This is a genomic window from Azoarcus sp. L1K30, from assembly GCF_018122735.1.
Taxonomy (GTDB): domain Bacteria; phylum Pseudomonadota; class Gammaproteobacteria; order Burkholderiales; family Rhodocyclaceae; genus Parazoarcus.
Map to the genome: position 1 here is coordinate 2,160,353 of NZ_JAGRRD010000001.1, position 17,680 is coordinate 2,178,032.

Here is a 17,680-nt window from a genome sequence, read left to right on the forward strand (position 1 = left end):
CAGGGGCGTTTGCACTGCCCCACCGTTTTCCGATTCAACTCTCCAAGCCAGGCCCCACGATGAAAGTCACCCAAGCCCTGATCAGCGTCTCCGACAAAAGCGGCGTGCTCGAATTCGCCCGCGAACTCGCCGCACTCGGCGTCAAGCTCCTGTCCACCGGTGGCACTGCCAGCCTGCTGCGCGACGCCGGCCTCGAGGTCACCGATGTCGCCGAGCACACCGGTTTTCCGGAGATGCTCGATGGCCGCGTCAAGACGCTGCACCCCAAGGTGCATGGCGGCATCCTCGCCCGCCGCGACCTGCCGGAACACATGGCGACGATCGCCGAGCACGACATCGGCCGCATCGACCTGGTGGTGGTCAACCTCTACCCCTTCCAGCAGACTGTTGCCCGCCCCGACTGCACGCTTGAGGATGCAATCGAGAACATCGACATCGGTGGCCCCACCATGGTCCGCGCCGCAGCAAAGAACCACGGCAATGAAGCCGGTGGCGTCGGCATCGTCACCGATCCCGCCGACTACGCCGACATCATCGCCGAACTCAAGTCCGGTGCCGGCAAGCTGAGCTACAAGACCCGCTTCGCCCTCGCGGTGAAGGCCTTCACCCACACGGCCCGTTACGACTCCGCGATCTCCAATCACCTCACCGCACTGGTGACCAACGAAGCCGGCGACGTGTCGAAGCAGACCTACCCCGAGCGCTTCCAGCTCGCCTTCGACAAGGTGCAGAACCTGCGCTATGGCGAGAACCCGCATCAGAGCGCGGCCTTCTACAGGGAGCCGAACGCGCCCGAAGGCGCCATTGCCAGCTACGCACAGCTGCAGGGCAAGGAACTGTCGTACAACAACATCGCCGACGCCGACGCCGCCTGGGAATGTGTCAAGGCATTCGACACCGGTGCCTGCGTGATCGTCAAACACGCCAACCCCTGTGGCGTGGCGATCGGCGCCACCCCGCTCGAGGCCTACAAGAAGGCCTTCTCCACCGACCCGACCTCGGCTTTCGGCGGCATCATCGCCTTCAACAGTGAAGTCGACCGCGCTGCTGCCGAAGCCGTGTCCGCCCAGTTCCTCGAAGTGCTGATCGCGCCGTCCTACACCGCCGAAGCACTCGAGCTGTTGCGCGCCAAGCAGAACGTGCGCGTCCTCACCTGCCCGCTGGGCAAGCCCGCAGGCGCCTTCGACTACAAGCGCGTCGGTGGTGGCCTGCTGGTGCAGAGTGCGGACGAAGCCCGCATCCAGATCGCCGACCTCAAAGTCGTCACCAAGCGCGCGCCGACCGACATCGAGATGCGCGACATGCTGTTCGCGTGGCGGGTGGCCAAATACGTCAAGTCGAATGCCATCGTCTACTGTCGCGACGGCATGACCATCGGCGTCGGCGCCGGTCAGATGAGCCGAGTCGATTCGGCCCGCATCGCGAAGATCAAGGCCGAGAATGCCGGTCTGCAGATTGCCGGCTGCGTAGTGGCATCGGACGCATTCTTCCCCTTCCGCGACGGTCTCGACGTCCTCGCCCAGGCGGGTGCCACCGCGGTGATACAGCCCGGCGGATCAATGCGCGATGCCGAAGTGATCGCTGCGGCCGATGAGCAGAACATTGCGATGGTGCTGACTGGCTTCCGCCACTTCCGCCACTGATCGCCCCAGGGAGCAGTACATGAAAGTCCTCGTTATCGGCTCGGGCGGACGCGAACACGCGCTGGCCTGGAAACTCGCTCAATCGCCCAAGGTCACCCGCGTGCTGGTCGCCCCCGGCAACCCGGGCACTGCGCGCGAACCCAAGTTGCAGAACGTCGCGGCAACCGATATCGCCGATCTGGTGGATCTGGCCCGCAGCGAGCAGGTCGGCTTCACCGTCGTCGGCCCCGAGGCCCCGCTGGCAGCCGGCGTGGTCGATGCGTTCCGTACTGCCGGCCTGCCGATCTTCGGGCCGACGAAGAATGCGGCCCAGCTCGAAAGCTCGAAGGATTTCGCCAAGCGTTTCCTGCTGCGCCACGGCATTCCGACGGCGAAGTATCAGACCTTCTCCGACGCCGTCGCGGCCCACGCCTACATCGACGCCGAAGGCGCGCCGATCGTGATCAAGGCCGATGGCCTCGCCGCCGGCAAGGGCGTCGTCGTGGCCATGACGGCCGACGAGGCCCATGCCGCGATCGACATGATGCTGCTCGACAACAAGATGGGCGATGCCGGTGCGCGCGTCGTCATCGAGGAGTTCATGCAGGGCGAAGAAGCGAGCTTCATCGTGCTCGCGGACGGCAAGAACGCGCTCCCGCTCGCGACCAGCCAGGATCACAAGCGACTGCACGACTGCGACCAAGGGCCGAACACCGGCGGCATGGGCGCCTATTCCCCCGCACCGGTCGTTACACCCGACGTGCACGCCAGGGTGATGCGCGAAGTCATCCTGCCGACGCTGGCCGGCATGACGGCGGACGGCCTGCCCTATACCGGCTTCCTGTACGCTGGCCTGATGATCGGCGCCGACGGCAAGCCGCGCGTCGTCGAATTCAACTGCCGCATGGGCGACCCCGAAACGCAGCCGATCATGATGCGGCTCAAGACCGATCTTGCCGACCTGATCGAGGCGGCCATCGCCGGCCGCCTCGATCAGGTGGAGGCGGAGTGGGACCGTCGGGTCGCGCTCGGCGTCGTGCTCGCCGCCGCGGGCTATCCTGACAGCCCGCGCAAAGGCGATCCGATCAGTGGCCTGACCACCAGTGCCGACGAAGATACGCATGTCTTCCATGCTGGAACCGCAGAGCGCGATGGCCAGGTCATTACCGCCGGCGGTCGGGTGTTGTGCGTCACTGCGCTGGGGGACAACGTCAAGGCCGCACAGAAGGCGGCCTACGACCTCGCCGCGACAATCCAGTTCGATGGCTGCCAGTACCGCCGGGACATCGGCCATCGCGCGCTCGCGCGCAAGGCCTGACTCCGCTCCGCAAGCACATCCGATCGAAGCCGAAAATCAATGAACCCCAGCACCGTCAAGGCCTACTTCACCGATCTTCAGAGCCGCATCGTCGCCCGCCTCGAGCAGTTTGACGGGCAGGCCTTCAAGACGGACGGGTGGGCGCGGCCGGGCGGTGGCGGCGGCGTGAGCCGCGTCATCGAGGAGGGCAACTTCTTTGAGCGCGGCGGGGTGAATTTTTCCCACGTCATGGGCGACGCCATGCCCGCCTCGGCCACCGCACACCGGCCGGAACTGGCGGGAAGGCGTTACGAGGCCATGGGCGTATCGCTGGTGCTGCATCCGCGCAATCCCTATTGCCCCACGGTGCACATGAACGTGCGTTGCTTCATCGCGCTGGCCGACGGCAAGGACCCCGTGTGGTGGTTTGGCGGCGGCATGGACCTGACGCCGTACTACGGCTTCGAAGAGGATGTCCGCCACTTTCACGCGGCGTGCAAGGCGGCAGTCCTGCCCTTTGGCGGTGAAGCCGAGCATGCGCGCCTGAAGGAATGGTGTGACCGCTATTTCTTCCTCAAGCATCGCAACGAACCGCGCGGCGTCGGCGGGCTTTTCTTCGACGATCTCGGTGCCGACGGCAAGACGGATTTCGAGACCGCGTTCGGCCTGACGCAGTCAGTCGGCGATGCCTTCGTCGATGCCTACCTGCCGATCATCGAACGCCGCCGCGACACCCCCTATGGTGAGCGCGAGCGTGACTTTCAGGCGTATCGCCGCGGTCGCTATGTCGAATTCAACCTGGTTTTCGACCGCGGCACGTTGTTTGGCCTGCAATCGGGCGGACGCACCGAATCGATCCTGATGTCGATGCCGCCCATCGTCAAGTGGCGCTACGATTGGCACCCCGAAGCCGGTTCGACGGAGGCCAGGCTGTACGACGTTTTCCTGCAGCCCAAGGACTGGGTGTAAGAGCGCCCTGCAGGGCGCTCAACCTCATCAGTTCGGATACACCACTTCGACTGCCTCGGGCGGCAGCCACTCACGCAGGCTCTCGAGAAGGCTCTCTTCCAGCCGCACCCGCCAGCCCTCGCCCAATGGCAGCTCCGCCTCGGCCACGGCATTGCGATAACGCACCCTGACCGGACAGCCGCCGTCGCGGAACGGTGTCAGCAGGGTCTGCAGGCGATCCGCGGTCGCCGCTGCGCCACCGCTCTCCCCCACCTCCCCATTGAGCTTCAGTTGCAAGGCGCGCGCGAACCGGCTGCGAGCCTCTCCCAGCGTCAGCAGCTTGTCGGCAATGATGCGGAAACCGCCGGAGAATTCGTCGTTGCTGACCTTGCCTTCGATCACCAGCACCTCGTCGGTGACGATCTTGCCACGGTTAGCGTCGAGCACCTCGGAATACACCGCGACCTCGCGCGGCTGGGTACCGTCGTCGAGCAGCACGAAGGCCATCTTGCCCCGATTGCCGACCTTGGTCCGTACCTCCATCACCACCCCCGCCATCATGGTCAGGTCGCGCGAGGGCTCGATCTGGGCCAGCGTGCGGCGCACGAAACGGCGCACTTCGCCCTTGAAGGCGTTGAACGGATGACCGGAGAGGAAGAAGCCGATCGCGGTCTTCTCTTCCTTGAGTCGCTCGCGTTCGCTCCACGGCCGCACCTTGGCGAACTCGACCCCCGCCCCGGCCGCCTCGGGCATCATGTCAAACAGGCCGCCCTGCATCGCATTGGCCGCCGCCTGCTCGGCCGCCTCCATGGCCAGCGAAACCGTGGCCATCAGTTGCGCGCGATCCAGCCCCTTGTGTCCTTCCAGGGTGTCCATTGCCCCTGAGCGGATCAGGGCTTCGATCACCCGGCGGTTGGCCAGCCGGCGGTCGACACGCTCGCAGAAGTCGAACAGGTCGCGGAAGGGAGCGCCCTTTTCGCGTGCGGCGATGATGGCACGTACTGCCGGCTCGCCCACGCCCTTGACCGCGCCCAGACCGTAGCGGATCACCTTGCGGTCGACGGGGACGAAGCGGTAGTCGGACGCGTTCACATCGGGCGGCAGCACCTCGATCTTGTTGGCAACGGTGTCTTCATAGAAGATCTTCACCGTGTCGGTGTTGTCGAGGTCGGACGACATCGTCGCCGCCATGAAGGCCGCGCAGTAGTGGGCCTTCAACCACGCGGTGTGGTAGGTGACCACCGCGTAGGCCGCGGTGTGCGACTTGTTGAAGCCGTACTCCGCGAACTTGGTCATGAGGTCGAAGAGCTGCTCGGCCAGCGCCGGATCGTAGCCCTTCTGCTTTGCGCCGTCGGCAATGGTGGCGCGGTGCTTGGCCATCTCTTCGGCTTTCTTCTTGCCCATCGCCCGGCGCAGCATGTCCGCTCCGCCCAGGGTGTAGCCGCCGATGATCTGGCTGATCTGCATCACCTGTTCCTGGTACACGATGACGCCGTAAGTCGGTTCCAGACAGGCCTTGAGATCGGGGTGGAAATAATCGATCTCCTGCTGACCCTTCTTGCGCAGGATGAAGTCGTCCACCATGCCCGAACCGAGCGGGCCCGGACGATAGAGTGCCAGCACGGCGATGATGTCTTCGAAGCGGTCGGGTGCGAGCTTCTTCAACAGCTTCTTCATGCCGTCCGATTCGACCTGGAAGATCGCCGTGGTATTGGCATCCTTCAGGATCTGATAGGCGGCTGGATCCTTGAAGCCGAGGCTCATCAGGTCGGGGCGCTTGCCGGTCTCGCGCTCGACGTACTGAAGTGCGAGCTCGATAATGGTCAGGTTACGCAAGCCGAGAAAGTCGAACTTCACCAGGCCCACGGCTTCGACGTCGTCCTTGTCGAACTGCGACACCGGAGTCGCGTCCTCACCGTCGGCGATATACAGCGGGCAGAAATCGGTCAGCTTTCCCGGCGCGATCAGCACCCCGCCGGCGTGCATACCGACGTTGCGCGACAGGCCCTCGAGCGGCAGCGCGAGGCTCCACAACTCCTGCACCGATTCGCCGTCGTTGCCATCTTTCATCATGTCGCCGATCTGCGGCTCCATCTCGTAGGCACGCGTCAGCGACACCGGTTTCGCGCCTTCGACCGGCACCAGCTTGGACAGCCTGTCACACAGGCCATAGGGCAGATCGAGCACGCGCCCGACGTCGCGCACCACGGCCTTGGAGGCCATGGTGCCGAAGGTGGCGATCTGGCTCACCGCATCCTTGCCGTAGCGCTCGCGTACGTACTCGATGACGCGATAGCGGTTGTCCTGGCAGAAGTCGATGTCGAAGTCGGGCATCGACACCCGCTCCGGGTTGAGGAAGCGCTCGAACAGCAACGCGTACTCGAGCGGGTCGATATCGGTAATGTCTAGCGAATAGGCCACCAGCGAACCGGCACCGGACCCCCGCCCCGGCCCGACGGGCACGCCATTGGCCTTGCCCCAGCGGATGAAGTCGGCAACGATCAGGAAGTAGCCCGGAAAGCCCATCTGGATGATGGTGTCGGTCTCGAACTTGAGCCGGTCCTCGTAGCGCTTGCGCTCCCGCTCGCGCGTCTCCTCGTCCGGGTAGAGCTGGGCAAGCCTGCGCTCAAGGCCGTCCTTCGCCTCCTTGACCAGGAAGTCGTCCAGCGTCATGCCTTCCGGGGTGGGGAACTGGGGCAAGAAGTTCTTGCCCAGCTGCACCGTCAGCGAACAGCGGCGCGCAATCTCGACCGCATTCTCCAGCGCCTCGGGGAGATCGGCGAACAGCTCGCACATCTCGTCCTGATTCTTGAGGTACTGCTCTTCGGTAAAGTCGCGCGGGCGACGCTTGTCGGACAGCACATAGCCCTGGGCGATACACACGCGGGCTTCATGGGCCTTGAAATCCTCGCGGGTCAGAAACTGCACCGGATGCGTGGCCACCACCGGCAGCCCGAGCTTGCTTGCCAGCATCAGGGCCTGGCGGATGTAGGCCTCGGTGCCGGGATGCCCGGCACGCTGCAGCTCTATATAGAAGCCGCCGGGAAACATCCGTTTCCAGTCCGCCGCCAGCACCTCGGCGATCTCGGGATTGCCATTGACCAGTGCCTGGCCGACATCCCCCATCAATGCACCGGACAGGCAGAGCAGATCGCTCGCGGCGCCGTCATTGAACCATGACCGTTTCAACTCCGCCCTACCCCGGTACTTGTTCTCGAGATACGCCTGCGTCAACAGCTCGCTCAGCTGACCATAGCCAGCCCGGTTCTTGCAGATCAACAGCACCCGGTAGGGTTTGTCGCGCTCGGCCTCGTTCTCGATCCACACGTCGGCACCGACGATCGGCTTGATGCCCTTGCCACGGGCCCCCTTGTAGAACTTGACCATCCCGAACAGATTAGCGAGATCGGAGATGCCGAGCGCCGGCATGCCGTCTGCAGCCGCGGTCGAGATGGCCTGGTCGATCTGGACGATGCCGTCCGTGATCGAATATTCAGTGTGAAGGCGGAGATGAACGAAACGGGGGGAATGTGCGGAACTCATGGGTCGAATTTTACCCGAGCGACGCGATCCCCCCGCACCCCGACAAAAAAAGTCCGTCGCGCACCTTGCCTGCGCACCGGACCCTTTGTCTGCCGCTCAGTCCTTGCCGCTGTCGTCCTTGCGCATCCTGGCCAGCCAGTATTCCATCTGGCGCCCGGCGGCCTCGCGCCCTCCCAGGCCGAAAGACAGCGCCACCGCCACCGCCACGGCACCGAATCCGAGCCCGAACGCCAGATTGACGATATCGTCGGCAATGCCCATCGCACGCAGCCCCATCGCAATCACCAGGCCGAGGATGGCAACGCGGGCAATGCGCGACAGGCCGCGGCTATGCTCGCCGCTGGCCCGGTCGATGGCTTCGGCGGCGACGTTGGCAAGCCAGAAACCGGCAATCAGGATCACGCCACCGAGCAGGATGTCGCCGCCGAACTGCACGAACATCGTCACCAGCCCGCTGACCTGCCCGAAGCCGAGGCGATTGGCCGCCTCGACCACGGCAAACAGCATGGCGAAGAACAGCACCAGACGCCCGGCCAGCGCAGAGGCGCTGAGCCCTTCGCCGAGCGCATGCGCGAGCCCGAGCTTGCCCGGCAGCAGGTCAAAGCCGATGCCGGCGAGCAGGCGTGACACCAGACCGGCGGCGAAACGGGCGACGAACCAGGTTACGACGAGAATGACCGCGGCTGCCAGGATGTTCGGAACGGCGCCGAAGAACTGGTCGAGCATGCTGATCGCCGGCCCGGACACGGCCTCGATCCGCAGCGCGTCGAGCGCGGCAATGAGACTGGGCACGAACACGAGAATGAACACCAACGTACCGGCCAGACGCGACAGCTTGACCGATGCATCCATGCCGATGCAGGTGCCGAGCTTGTCCGCGCCTGCGGCCGCCAGCAGATTACCGACCAGACCACGCAGCACGTTGGCTACCAGCCAACCGACAAAACCGATGACCAGTGCGGCAAAGATGTCGGGCAGCATCTGCAGCGCGCGATCGACCATGCCCTGCACCGGTTCGAGCAGGCCTTGCAGCTGAAACGCCCCGAGAATGGCGGGAAGAAAGAGCAGTACGACGAGCCAGAACGCAACATTGCCCAGATTGGCGCTCATCGGCTCCATGCCGGCCTCGGCGGCGAGGCGCTCGTCCAGCGTCGTCGAGGCCAGGACCTTGCTGGTCAGCATGCGCAAAACGGTCGCGAGCACCCAGGCCACGACGGTGAGGATGCCCCCCGCGAGCAGATGCGGCAGGTAATTCGTGATCTGTGCCAGCAGCCCCGCGAACGGCGTCGACAAGGACTCGAGATCAAGAATGTTGAGCACCGCCACCACGGTGATCAACAGCACCAGTCCGAACACACCGAGACTGAGCATCGACTCGAGATCGACCACCTGCCCCGTTCCGGACTGGAGCCTGTGATTAACCCCGGCCACCCGCAAAAATCGGCGGCTCCCCGCGCGCAGCAGCACGGCCGCGAACCAGCCCAACGCCAGGACTGCCATCGCTGCCAGAATACCCGGCAGGCTGCCGCCGAGCGTGGCCTGCAGACTCGCCATCAAGGTGCTTTGTTCCATCGTTTTCGATCTCCCTGGTCATCATCGGTTGCGCGCAATTGACGCCATGCAGATTCCATCACGTCAATGTTGCATTGCATCATGACCACAACTTATGCCAGACCGAAAAACTTTGCAATAAACATAAAACCGTCGGGCGACCATCATGAATGGTCGCGAGCGCGCTTCAAGGCAGCAGGATGCTCGACCCTGTGGTGCGCCGCGCCTCGAGTTCTGCGTGTGCACGCGCCGCCTCGCTCAGCGGATAACGTTGATTGATCTCGATCTTCACCTTGCCGGCGGCAACGATATCGAACAAGTCCGCGGCCATTGCCACCAGGTCGGCGCGTTTCGCGGCATAAGTGAACAGCGTCGGCCGCGTCAGGAAAAGTGAGCCCATCTTCGCCAGCAGGCCACAATCGAATGGCGGCACCGGACCGGAGGCGGCACCGAACAGTACCATCATGCCCATCGGTTGCAGACACGCCAGCGAATCCATGAAGGTATCGGCCCCGATCGAGTCATACACCACCGGCACTCCCTGCCCGCCGGTGATGGCGCGCACCTGCTCGGCAAACCGCTCGCGGGTGTACACGATCGGGTAATCGCAACCATGGGCGCGTGCAAGTTCGGCTTTCGCATCCGAGCCGACCGTTCCGATCACGGTCGCCCCCAATGCCTTCGCCCACTGGCACACGATCAGCCCCACCCCGCCGGCCGCGGCATGAATCAGGATGGTGTCGCCCGCTTGCACGCGGTATGTCCGACGCAACAGGTATTGCGCGGTCAGTCCCTGCAGCATCATCGCCGCCCCCTGATCGAAGGAGATCGACTCGGGCAGGGTCACCAGGTGATGTGCGGGAATGTTGCGAACCTCGGCATAGGCACCGAGCGGACCGCCCGCGTAGGCAACGCGCTCGCCGACCTCGAGTCCGGTCACGCCCTCGCCGACCGCCTCGACCACGCCGGCACCCTCGAGTCCGATGCCCGAGGGCAGGGGTACGGGATACAGGCCGCTGCGGTGATAAGTATCGATGTAGTTTAGACCCACCGCGTGATGACGGATGCGGGCCTCGCCCGCCGCGGGAGCCTCGGGCTCGAAGGACTCCCAACGCAGGACGTCGGGCGTGCCGGTTTGATGAAAGCGAATGGCGTGCGGCATGGCGGTCTCCTGGCGAGCGGCCCCGCGGCAGCGACTGCCGGGGTTCGCATTATCTGACGATGGAAACGCCGATTCTAAACTGCGGACCGTGGCTTACGTTGTAGTCGAGCAGCGTCTCGCCGTAACCGTTGAAATACTGCAAGTGCGCGAACGCCCCTACTCCCGAAAACACGCTTTGACGCAGCGGATAGGACAGGTCGAGTTGCGAGCTGCCCACACCGGCCTTGCCACGGCGCAGGATGGCCGCAAGCATCAATCCGTCATCGCTGCCCAGACGCAGCCCAAGTTGGGCATAGCCGCGATAATCGGTGATGTCGGGGTTGTCCTCCTTGTCGATGTAGGACCACACCTTGGGCTCGACGCCGACGTAGGTGCGGCCGTTCGGCAAGTAGTAGCGCGCGTCGATGCGCGCGAAGAACGTATCGATGCTGCGCGATTTGTCGCCATCGCGACCGTTCGATTCGTGCTCATAGCCAGCCGCGAGCGCGGCGGAATTGCCGTCCGAGGGGTCGGACAGTTTCCACTGGTAGAACAGCGACGGTCTGAAACTCGTATCGCGGAAAGGCTTGGAGTCGGACGACAGATCCCACAACGAGGTCTGGGTGAAACCGAAATACAACCCGCGCACAAGCGGCAGACTCTCGGCCACGACTCCCTGGTCGTCGAAGAGCCGGTAGCGAAAGCTGATCTGATAGCGCGCCGATTTCGGGTCACTGCCACCGACCACGAAATACATCGGCTCGTGAAAGCTCAACGCCGCCGGTGCGAGCGGCGCATCCGATCGGCCTTGCTGGGTGACCGTACCGGCGTCGGCCACGTCCTGGCGCTGCGCCGACTTCAGCGGCGTTCGCAGCGCCGCCGCCGAGTCGAAGATCAGTCGCGCCGACGGAGACTCGAGCAGCGACAGCGTGGCCATGCCGACCACCTCGCTCGGCCATTGACCAACGTACCGCTGCTGCATCGGGCCGACCGCCCCCACCGGTACCAGATCCACCGCGATCCGCGGCCCACCGTCCGGCAGCTCGACCTGCGCCGGAAGCCGCGCCGGCCATTGCCCCTCTGGCGGGGAGCCAATGACGATCAGTTCGAAGGACTGCCCCGGCGCCACGCGCGGCTCTGGAGACGCCAGCAACCAGCCCCCGGCTTGCGCCGGCATCACCGCACACCACGCCAAGGAGAGCACGCAGACCCGCGCTGCACCGCGGGCCACCGACAACGCATCAAGCACCCTTGGCACGCCTCAGCTCGGCCGCATCAACCACGGCAAGTGCAGTGATATTGACCAGACGCCGGACCGTGGCCGACGGTGTCAGGATATGCACCGGCTGCGCCGCGCCAAGCAGGATCGGCCCCACGGACACGCCATCGCCATTGGCCATCTTCATCAGATTGAAGGAGATGTTTGCGGCGTCGAGGTTGGGCATCACCAGCAGGTTGGCGTCCGCGGTCAGCGCCGAATCCGGATGCAGCTTGGCGCGAATGTCCGGCGACAGCGCGGCATCGCCGTGCATCTCGCCATCGCATTCAAGTTCGGGGGAGGTCGTGCGCAGGATTGCGCTGGCAGCGCGCATCTTGCGCGCAGAGCTCGAGCTCGAGCTGCCGAAATTGGAATGCGACAGCAGCGCAACACGCGGCTCGATGCCGAAGCTGCGCAACTCGGCCGCCGCCATCAGCGCGATCTCGGCCACTTCCTCGGCCGTCGGGTTCTCGTTCACATAGGTATCGGTCACCGCAAGCATGCGCTTGGGCAGCAACAGCAAGTTCATCGCTGCAAACTGCTTGGCGCCCGGCTTGAGCCCAATGACGTCCTGCACCTGGCGCAAATGATAATCGTAGGTCCCGAAAGTGCCGCACACCAGCGCATCCGCATCGCCGCGACGCAGCAGCATCACGCCGATCAAGGTCGTATCGCGACGCATCTTGGCCTTGGCCAGATCGGGCGTCACGCCGTCACGGGCCATCATGCGGTAATAATCATTGCACAACTCGCGATAGCGGGGGTCCGACTCCGGGTTGACGATATCGAAATCGCGCTCGGGCACGAGATTGAGACCGATCTTCTTGATCCGCATCTCGATCACGCTGGGCCGCCCGATCAGGATCGGACGTGCCAGACCTTCGTCGATAGCCACCCGCGCAGCGTGCAGAACGCGCTCATCCTCGCCTTCGGCGTAGAGCACGCGCTTTTGCTCCATCGGCACACGCTTGGCGGCCGAGAACACCGGCTTCATGACAATACCCGTCGTATAGACGAAATCGCTCAGTGAAGCCGCATAAGCCTGCATGTCCTCGATCGGATGGCTCGCGACGCCCGAATCCATGGCCGCCTGCGCCACGGCAGGCGCGATCTTCACGATCAGCCGCGGATCGAAGGGCTTGGGAATGATGTACTCGGGGCCGAAGGTGAGTTCGGCACCGCCATAGGCCGACGCCACGATGTCGCTCTGCTCGGCCTGTGCCAGTTCCGCAATCGCCTTCACGCAGGCGAGCTTCATCTCCTCGTTGATCGTGCTCGCACCGACATCGAGCGCACCGCGGAAGATGAACGGGAAACACAGCACGTTATTGACCTGGTTCGGGAAGTCCGAACGGCCGGTCGCCACGATGCAGTCGGGGCGCACCGCCTTCGCGTCTTCCGGCAGAATTTCCGGGTTCGGGTTGGCCAACGCAAAGATCAGCGGCTGATCGGCCATCTTTGCGACCATGTCCTGCTTGAGTACGCCAGCGGTCGACAGGCCGAGAAAGACATCGGCGCCGACGATGGCATCGCCCAGCGTACGTGCATCGGTGACCTGCGCATAACGCGCCTTGGTCGGCTCCATCTTTTCGTCACGCCCCTGGTAGATCACACCCTTGGAATCGCAAACAAAGACGTTCTCGCGTTTCAGGCCGAGGCTGACCATGAGATCGAGGCAGGCGATGGCGGCCGCACCGGCACCGGAGCACACCAGCTTGACCGAACCGATGTCCTTGCCGACGACCTTGAGGCCGTTGATCAGGCCGGCGGAGGAGATGATGGCCGTGCCATGCTGGTCATCGTGAAAGACGGGAATCTTCATGCGCTCGCGCAGCTTCTTTTCGATATAGAAGCACTCGGGCGCCTTGATGTCCTCAAGGTTGATCCCACCCAGCGTTGGCTCGAGCGAGGCGATGATGTCGATCAGCTTGTCGGGATCATTCTCGTTGAGCTCGATATCGAACACGTCGATATTCGCGAACTTCTTGAACAGGCAGCCCTTGCCTTCCATCACCGGCTTCGAGGCCAGCGGACCGATGTTTCCCAAACCGAGCACTGCAGTACCGTTGGTGACGACCGCAACCAGATTGCCGCGGCTGGTCAGCTCACGCGCCTGCGCCGGGTCCGCGACGATTGCATCGCAGGCAGCCGCGACGCCGGGCGAATAGGCAAGCGCAAGATCGCGCTGGTTGGTCAAGCCCTTGGTCGGTACGACCGAAATCTTGCCGCGCGTCGGCGCACGGTGATAGTCCAGCGCCGCGGCGATGAAATCCTGATCCATGAGTTCTCCCTCTCGGTACGGTATGGTGCTCTTGTGAACAACCAGACCGGACGACGGGCCAATGCCCTCGTCCTGTCAATTGCGATCATCCGCGGCGTTTTCTGTTTGCTTTGGCGTCTGGCGCCTTGCTGCGGACCGGGCCCGACCGGGCCCGCATGCCGAGCGCCCCGGGGAGTAGGCTGCAACGGTCATGAATAACGAATCGGGAGTTTAGCGCAGCGCTCGCAGCTTGGGCAGTGGCCGCTCCCGCAAAACCGCTATCCGCGATCACCGCGCGGTTTTTTGGCACAATGCCGCAACAACCGGAGAGGAATCAACGATGCGACGCGTGGTATTCAATCAGAAGGGCGGCGTGGGCAAATCCACCATCACCTGCAACCTGGCAGCCATCAGCGCCAACCAGGGCCTGCGTACGCTGGTCATCGATCTAGACCCTCAGGGCAATTCCACCCAGTACCTGCTCGGCGCCGACGGCGACGCGCTCGAATACACACTGGCCGACTTCTTCGACCAGACCCTCAACTTCAAGCTCAACCCGAAGGCCACCGGCGATTTCATCGTCGCCTCGCCATTCGATCATCTCCATGTCATGCCCTCGCACCCCCAGCTCGAGGAACTGCAGAGCAAGCTTGAATCGCGCTACAAGATCTACAAGTTGCGCGACGCGCTGGACGAACTGGCGCAAGACTATGACTGCGTCTACATCGATACGCCGCCTGCGCTGAATTTCTACACCCGCTCGGCGCTGATTGCGGCCAACGCCTGCCTGATCCCGTTCGACTGCGACGACTTCTCACGTCGGGCGCTTTACTCGCTGCTGGAAAACGTCGAGGAAATCAAGGTCGACCACAATCGTGACCTCGTCGTCGAAGGCATCGTGGTCAATCAGTTCCAGGCCCGCGCCAGTCTGCCGCAAAAGGTGGTCCAGGAACTCATCGACGAGGGCCTGCCGGTGCTGCAGCCCTACCTCTCCGCATCGGTGAAAATCAAGGAATCGCACGAACAGGCCAGACCGATGATCCACCTCGACTCCAAACACAAGCTGGCACAGGAATTCATCAGCCTGCACGACAACCTGGCGCGCAAGTACGGCGCCTGATTACTCAACACCTCGCAGTGGGTCTGAGGCCTGCACCGTCCCGCAGGCGCTCACATGGGCTCGAGCTTCGCCACCCCGAGCAGCAGCCATTTCATCCCGGCGGCGCCAAAATTGACCTGCACGCGTGCATCACTGCCGCCGCCTTCGGCTGTAACGATGACGCCTTGGCCGAACTTCGCATGCCTCACGTTCTGGCCGATCCGCAGACCACCGGGCAGACTCGAATGCGCGGGGCCTGGCGCGCGCTGCGCGCTCGTCGCGCGCGCGCCGGAGAAGTAGGCCCCGCCGCTGCCACCTGTCGCGCCCCCAAGGGCGGTGCGCGTCGTCGGCGGGCTCAGCCACTTGGTGAGTTCGACCGGAATTTCCTCGAGAAAGCGCGAACGCAGGTTGTAGCGCGTCTGCCCGTGCAGCATCCGGCTCTGCGCGAAAGACAGGTACAGGCGTTCGCGCGCCCGGGTGACCGCGACGTACATCAGCCTGCGCTCCTCCTCCAGCCCCTCGGCCTCGAGAATGCTGTTCTCATGCGGAAACAGGCCTTCCTCCAGCCCTGACAGGAACACGACGTCGAACTCCAGCCCCTTGGAAGAGTGCACGGTCATCAGCTGCACCGCGTCTGCCCCCTGATCAGCCTGATGATCGCCCGCCTCGAGCGAGGCATGTGCAAGAAAATCCGCCAGCAAACGGTGCTCGGACGCATCGACCGACACTTCACCGGCAGGGAGCGCCTGCGCCTCGGCGACGAAGTTGGCGGCGGCGTTGAGCAGTTCATCCAGGTTCTCGAGGCGCTCTGCCCCTTCCTTCTCGGCCTTGTAATGATCGCGCAGGCCGCAACGCTCGAGTACGTGGTCGACGAGTTCGGGCAAGGTCAGCGCCACGGTTTCGCGACGCAGATCCTCCACCAGTCGCAGGAACTGTCCCAATGCGGCACCGGCCTTTCCCGTCAGATGCGGCACCGTGGCATACAGGCTGGTGTTGTAGGTGCGGGCCGCGTCCTGCAACACCTCGATCGAACGCGCGCCGATCCCGCGCGTGGGGAAATTGACCACCCGCGCAAATGCGGTGTCGTCATCCGGATTGGCGATGAGGCGCAGATAGGCAAGCGCATGCTTGATCTCCTGACGCTCGAAGAAGCGCAGACCACCATAGACGCGGTACGGAATGCCGGCAGAGAACAAGCGGTGCTCGAGCACCCGCGACTGCGCATTGGAGCGATACAGCAGGGCGATCTCCGCGCGCGAACGGCCATCGCGCACCAGCCCCTGGATCTCCTCGACGATCCAGCGTGCCTCGTCGGTGTCGGCGTAGGCTTCGAACACGCGGATGGGCTCGCCCGCCCCCTGGTCAGTCCATAGGTTCTTGCCCAGCCGATGCGTGTTGAAACGAATGATGGCATTTGCCGCATCGAGGATATTGCTGTGCGAGCGGTAGTTCTGCTCCAGCCGGATCACGTTACGGACGTGGAACTCGCGCTCGAAATCGCGCATGTTGCCGACTTCAGCGCCACGAAAGCGGTAAATGCTCTGGTCGTCGTCGCCGACGCACAGCAAGGCTGCGCCGCCATCTTCGCCATTGCTTGCCAGCAATTTCAGCCAACGGTACTGCAGGCGATTGGTGTCCTGGAACTCGTCGACGAGAATGTGCCTGAATCGCCGCTGGTAGTGACGACGCACGGGCTCGTTGCGCTCCAGCAACTCATAGGTGCGCAATAACAACTCCGCAAAATCCACAACAGACTCGCGTTGGCATTGCGCCTCATACTCCTGATAAAGCTGCACTCGCTGGCGGGTGAAATCATCCCAGGCCTCGACCGCATGTGGGCGGTTTCCCGCCTCTTTGTTGCCGTTGATGAAGTGCTGCAGTTCGCGCGGCGGAAATTTCTCGTCATCGACGTTGAGCGCTTTCAGCATGCGCTTGATCGCTGCGAGTTGATCTGCCGAATCGAGAATCTGGAACAGTTGAGGCAAACCGGCGTCACGATGATGGGCACGCAGCAGACGATTGCACAGGCCATGAAAGGTCCCGACCCACATGCCCCGCGGACTGACAGGCAGCATTGCGCCCAGGCGGGCGAGCATTTCTTTCGCAGCCTTATTGGTGAAGGTAACCGCAAGAATGCCCGCGGGATCCACCTGCCCGGTCTGAATCAGCCAGGCAATGCGCGTGGTCAGCACGCGGGTCTTGCCCGAGCCGGCACCCGCCAGGATCAGGGCGTGCTGAGGCGGCAGCGTCACTGCCTGGCGCTGTTCGGGGTTCAGATTGGCAAGCAGAGGGGACATGAGATTTCCTTTTCTGCCCGCATTCTAACCGCACGCGCAGCCGCCTTCGCCGTCACCACCCGGCCCCCGCGAGCGCCAGAACACCGGCGCCAGCCTCGATGTTGCAAAATTGCTACACGTACTTGCCGGATGCCGATTGGTCGACTAGCCTTGAATTGTGCACAGCAACAAATTGGTGCACTTTTTAACGGACACACTGACTGATAGCACATAAAATGGATCCAGAGAATCCAGATCACTTTTTTTTGCAGCACAACATACGGAGCGCACACCACAGGCCCACAAGGCCCAGAAGCGCACGATGGCCCACCCCGGCCTTACGGAGAACAGAGATGAAAGCACCCAAATTACTGCCGTGGTATGCCCGCAAGGCCGGCATACCGCTCGAACGTGCCAATACCTTGTGGCGCAGGGCCGTGCGCGAAGCCACCATCCAGACTGGCTGGGTGGGCAACTCCGAGTATTGGGGTGCAGCCAACGACATCTTTCTCGATCTGCTCGAGGCCGAAAAAACCACCCTGTGTTCGCCGTGCGTCACACCGATCCTGCGCAGCCAGCAGCGCATGTGGAACATGCCACTGACTGCCATGGAGGACATGTTCAAGGCCATGTCCGCGAACTGGCAGCGTCAGGTCGGTATCGAGCCGCGCAAAGCCGCCTGATC

11 protein-coding genes are annotated in these 17,680 nt (G+C 63.6%); 5 read left to right on the top strand and 6 right to left on the bottom strand.

Features of this window, described 5'->3' with window-relative positions:
- The first annotated feature begins 59 nt into the window (after window positions 1-59).
- The 3 genes from purH to hemF are packed head-to-tail and all read left to right on the top strand — an operon-like array spanning window position 60 to window position 3,888.
- A complete protein-coding gene (gene purH, locus J5J83_RS09840; protein WP_212348560.1) occupies window positions 60-1,643 on the top strand; it encodes a bifunctional phosphoribosylaminoimidazolecarboxamide formyltransferase/IMP cyclohydrolase in 1,584 nt (527 codons plus the stop codon).
- Between the two features lie 19 nt (window positions 1,644-1,662).
- Window positions 1,663-2,940, top strand: a complete 1,278-nt coding sequence (gene purD / locus J5J83_RS09845; protein WP_212348564.1) for a phosphoribosylamine--glycine ligase — start codon at window positions 1,663-1,665, stop codon at window positions 2,938-2,940.
- Between the two features lie 39 nt (window positions 2,941-2,979).
- Entirely contained in the window at window positions 2,980-3,888 is a 909-nt protein-coding gene (gene hemF, locus J5J83_RS09850; RefSeq protein ID WP_212348567.1) for an oxygen-dependent coproporphyrinogen oxidase, read from the top strand.
- Between the two features lie 27 nt (window positions 3,889-3,915).
- Here hemF and dnaE read toward each other — a convergent pair whose 3' ends face one another.
- The 5 genes from dnaE to J5J83_RS09875 form a co-directional block, all read right to left on the bottom strand.
- Window positions 3,916-7,410: a DNA polymerase III subunit alpha gene (gene dnaE, locus J5J83_RS09855; protein WP_212348570.1), complete on the bottom strand. Its 3,495-nt coding sequence runs from the start codon at window positions 7,408-7,410 to the stop codon at window positions 3,916-3,918.
- A 96-nt stretch (window positions 7,411-7,506) separates the two neighbouring features.
- A complete protein-coding gene (locus J5J83_RS09860) occupies window positions 7,507-8,982 on the bottom strand; it encodes a mechanosensitive ion channel (protein ID WP_212348573.1) in 1,476 nt (491 codons plus the stop codon).
- A 166-nt stretch (window positions 8,983-9,148) separates the two neighbouring features.
- Entirely contained in the window at window positions 9,149-10,123 is a 975-nt protein-coding gene (locus J5J83_RS09865) for a quinone oxidoreductase (protein ID WP_212348576.1), read from the bottom strand.
- A 49-nt stretch (window positions 10,124-10,172) separates the two neighbouring features.
- Entirely contained in the window at window positions 10,173-11,360 is a 1,188-nt protein-coding gene (locus tag J5J83_RS09870) for a phospholipase A (RefSeq protein ID WP_349251881.1), read from the bottom strand.
- Entirely contained in the window at window positions 11,344-13,641 is a 2,298-nt protein-coding gene (locus J5J83_RS09875) for an NADP-dependent malic enzyme (protein ID WP_212348579.1), read from the bottom strand. Before J5J83_RS09875 ends, J5J83_RS09870 begins: the two co-directional genes overlap by 17 nt.
- 319 nt (window positions 13,642-13,960) lie before the next feature.
- On the opposite strand from J5J83_RS09875, the gene J5J83_RS09880 reads away from it, so the two are divergent.
- Entirely contained in the window at window positions 13,961-14,740 is a 780-nt protein-coding gene (locus J5J83_RS09880; protein ID WP_212348582.1) for a ParA family protein, read from the top strand.
- A 50-nt stretch (window positions 14,741-14,790) separates the two neighbouring features.
- Here J5J83_RS09880 and J5J83_RS09885 read toward each other — a convergent pair whose 3' ends face one another.
- Window positions 14,791-17,016, bottom strand: a complete 2,226-nt coding sequence (locus J5J83_RS09885) for a UvrD-helicase domain-containing protein (protein ID WP_212348586.1) — start codon at window positions 17,014-17,016, stop codon at window positions 14,791-14,793.
- Between the two features lie 332 nt (window positions 17,017-17,348).
- Between J5J83_RS09885 and J5J83_RS09890 the strand changes: the two genes are divergently transcribed.
- Window positions 17,349-17,678, top strand: a complete 330-nt coding sequence (locus J5J83_RS09890; RefSeq protein ID WP_212348588.1) for a hypothetical protein — start codon at window positions 17,349-17,351, stop codon at window positions 17,676-17,678.
- The last annotated feature ends 2 nt before the right edge of the window (window positions 17,679-17,680 follow it).

What these genes read in the sequence shown, in the direction of transcription:
- J5J83_RS09860 (WP_212348573.1), bottom strand. Translation starts at nt 8,982, where the DNA reads ATGGAACAAAGCACCTTGATGGCGAGTCTGCAGGCCACGCTCGGCGGC.
- purH (WP_212348560.1), top strand. Translation starts at nt 60, where the DNA reads ATGAAAGTCACCCAAGCCCTGATCAGCGTCTCCGACAAAAGCGGCGTG.
- J5J83_RS09875 (WP_212348579.1), bottom strand. Translation starts at nt 13,641, where the DNA reads ATGGATCAGGATTTCATCGCCGCGGCGCTGGACTATCACCGTGCGCCG.
- dnaE (WP_212348570.1), bottom strand. Translation starts at nt 7,410, where the DNA reads ATGAGTTCCGCACATTCCCCCCGTTTCGTTCATCTCCGCCTTCACACT.
- J5J83_RS09880 (WP_212348582.1), top strand. Translation starts at nt 13,961, where the DNA reads ATGCGACGCGTGGTATTCAATCAGAAGGGCGGCGTGGGCAAATCCACC.
- J5J83_RS09865 (WP_212348576.1), bottom strand. Translation starts at nt 10,123, where the DNA reads ATGCCGCACGCCATTCGCTTTCATCAAACCGGCACGCCCGACGTCCTG.
- purD (WP_212348564.1), top strand. Translation starts at nt 1,663, where the DNA reads ATGAAAGTCCTCGTTATCGGCTCGGGCGGACGCGAACACGCGCTGGCC.
- hemF (WP_212348567.1), top strand. Translation starts at nt 2,980, where the DNA reads ATGAACCCCAGCACCGTCAAGGCCTACTTCACCGATCTTCAGAGCCGC.
- J5J83_RS09885 (WP_212348586.1), bottom strand. Translation starts at nt 17,016, where the DNA reads ATGTCCCCTCTGCTTGCCAATCTGAACCCCGAACAGCGCCAGGCAGTG.
- J5J83_RS09890 (WP_212348588.1), top strand. Translation starts at nt 17,349, where the DNA reads ATGAAAGCACCCAAATTACTGCCGTGGTATGCCCGCAAGGCCGGCATA.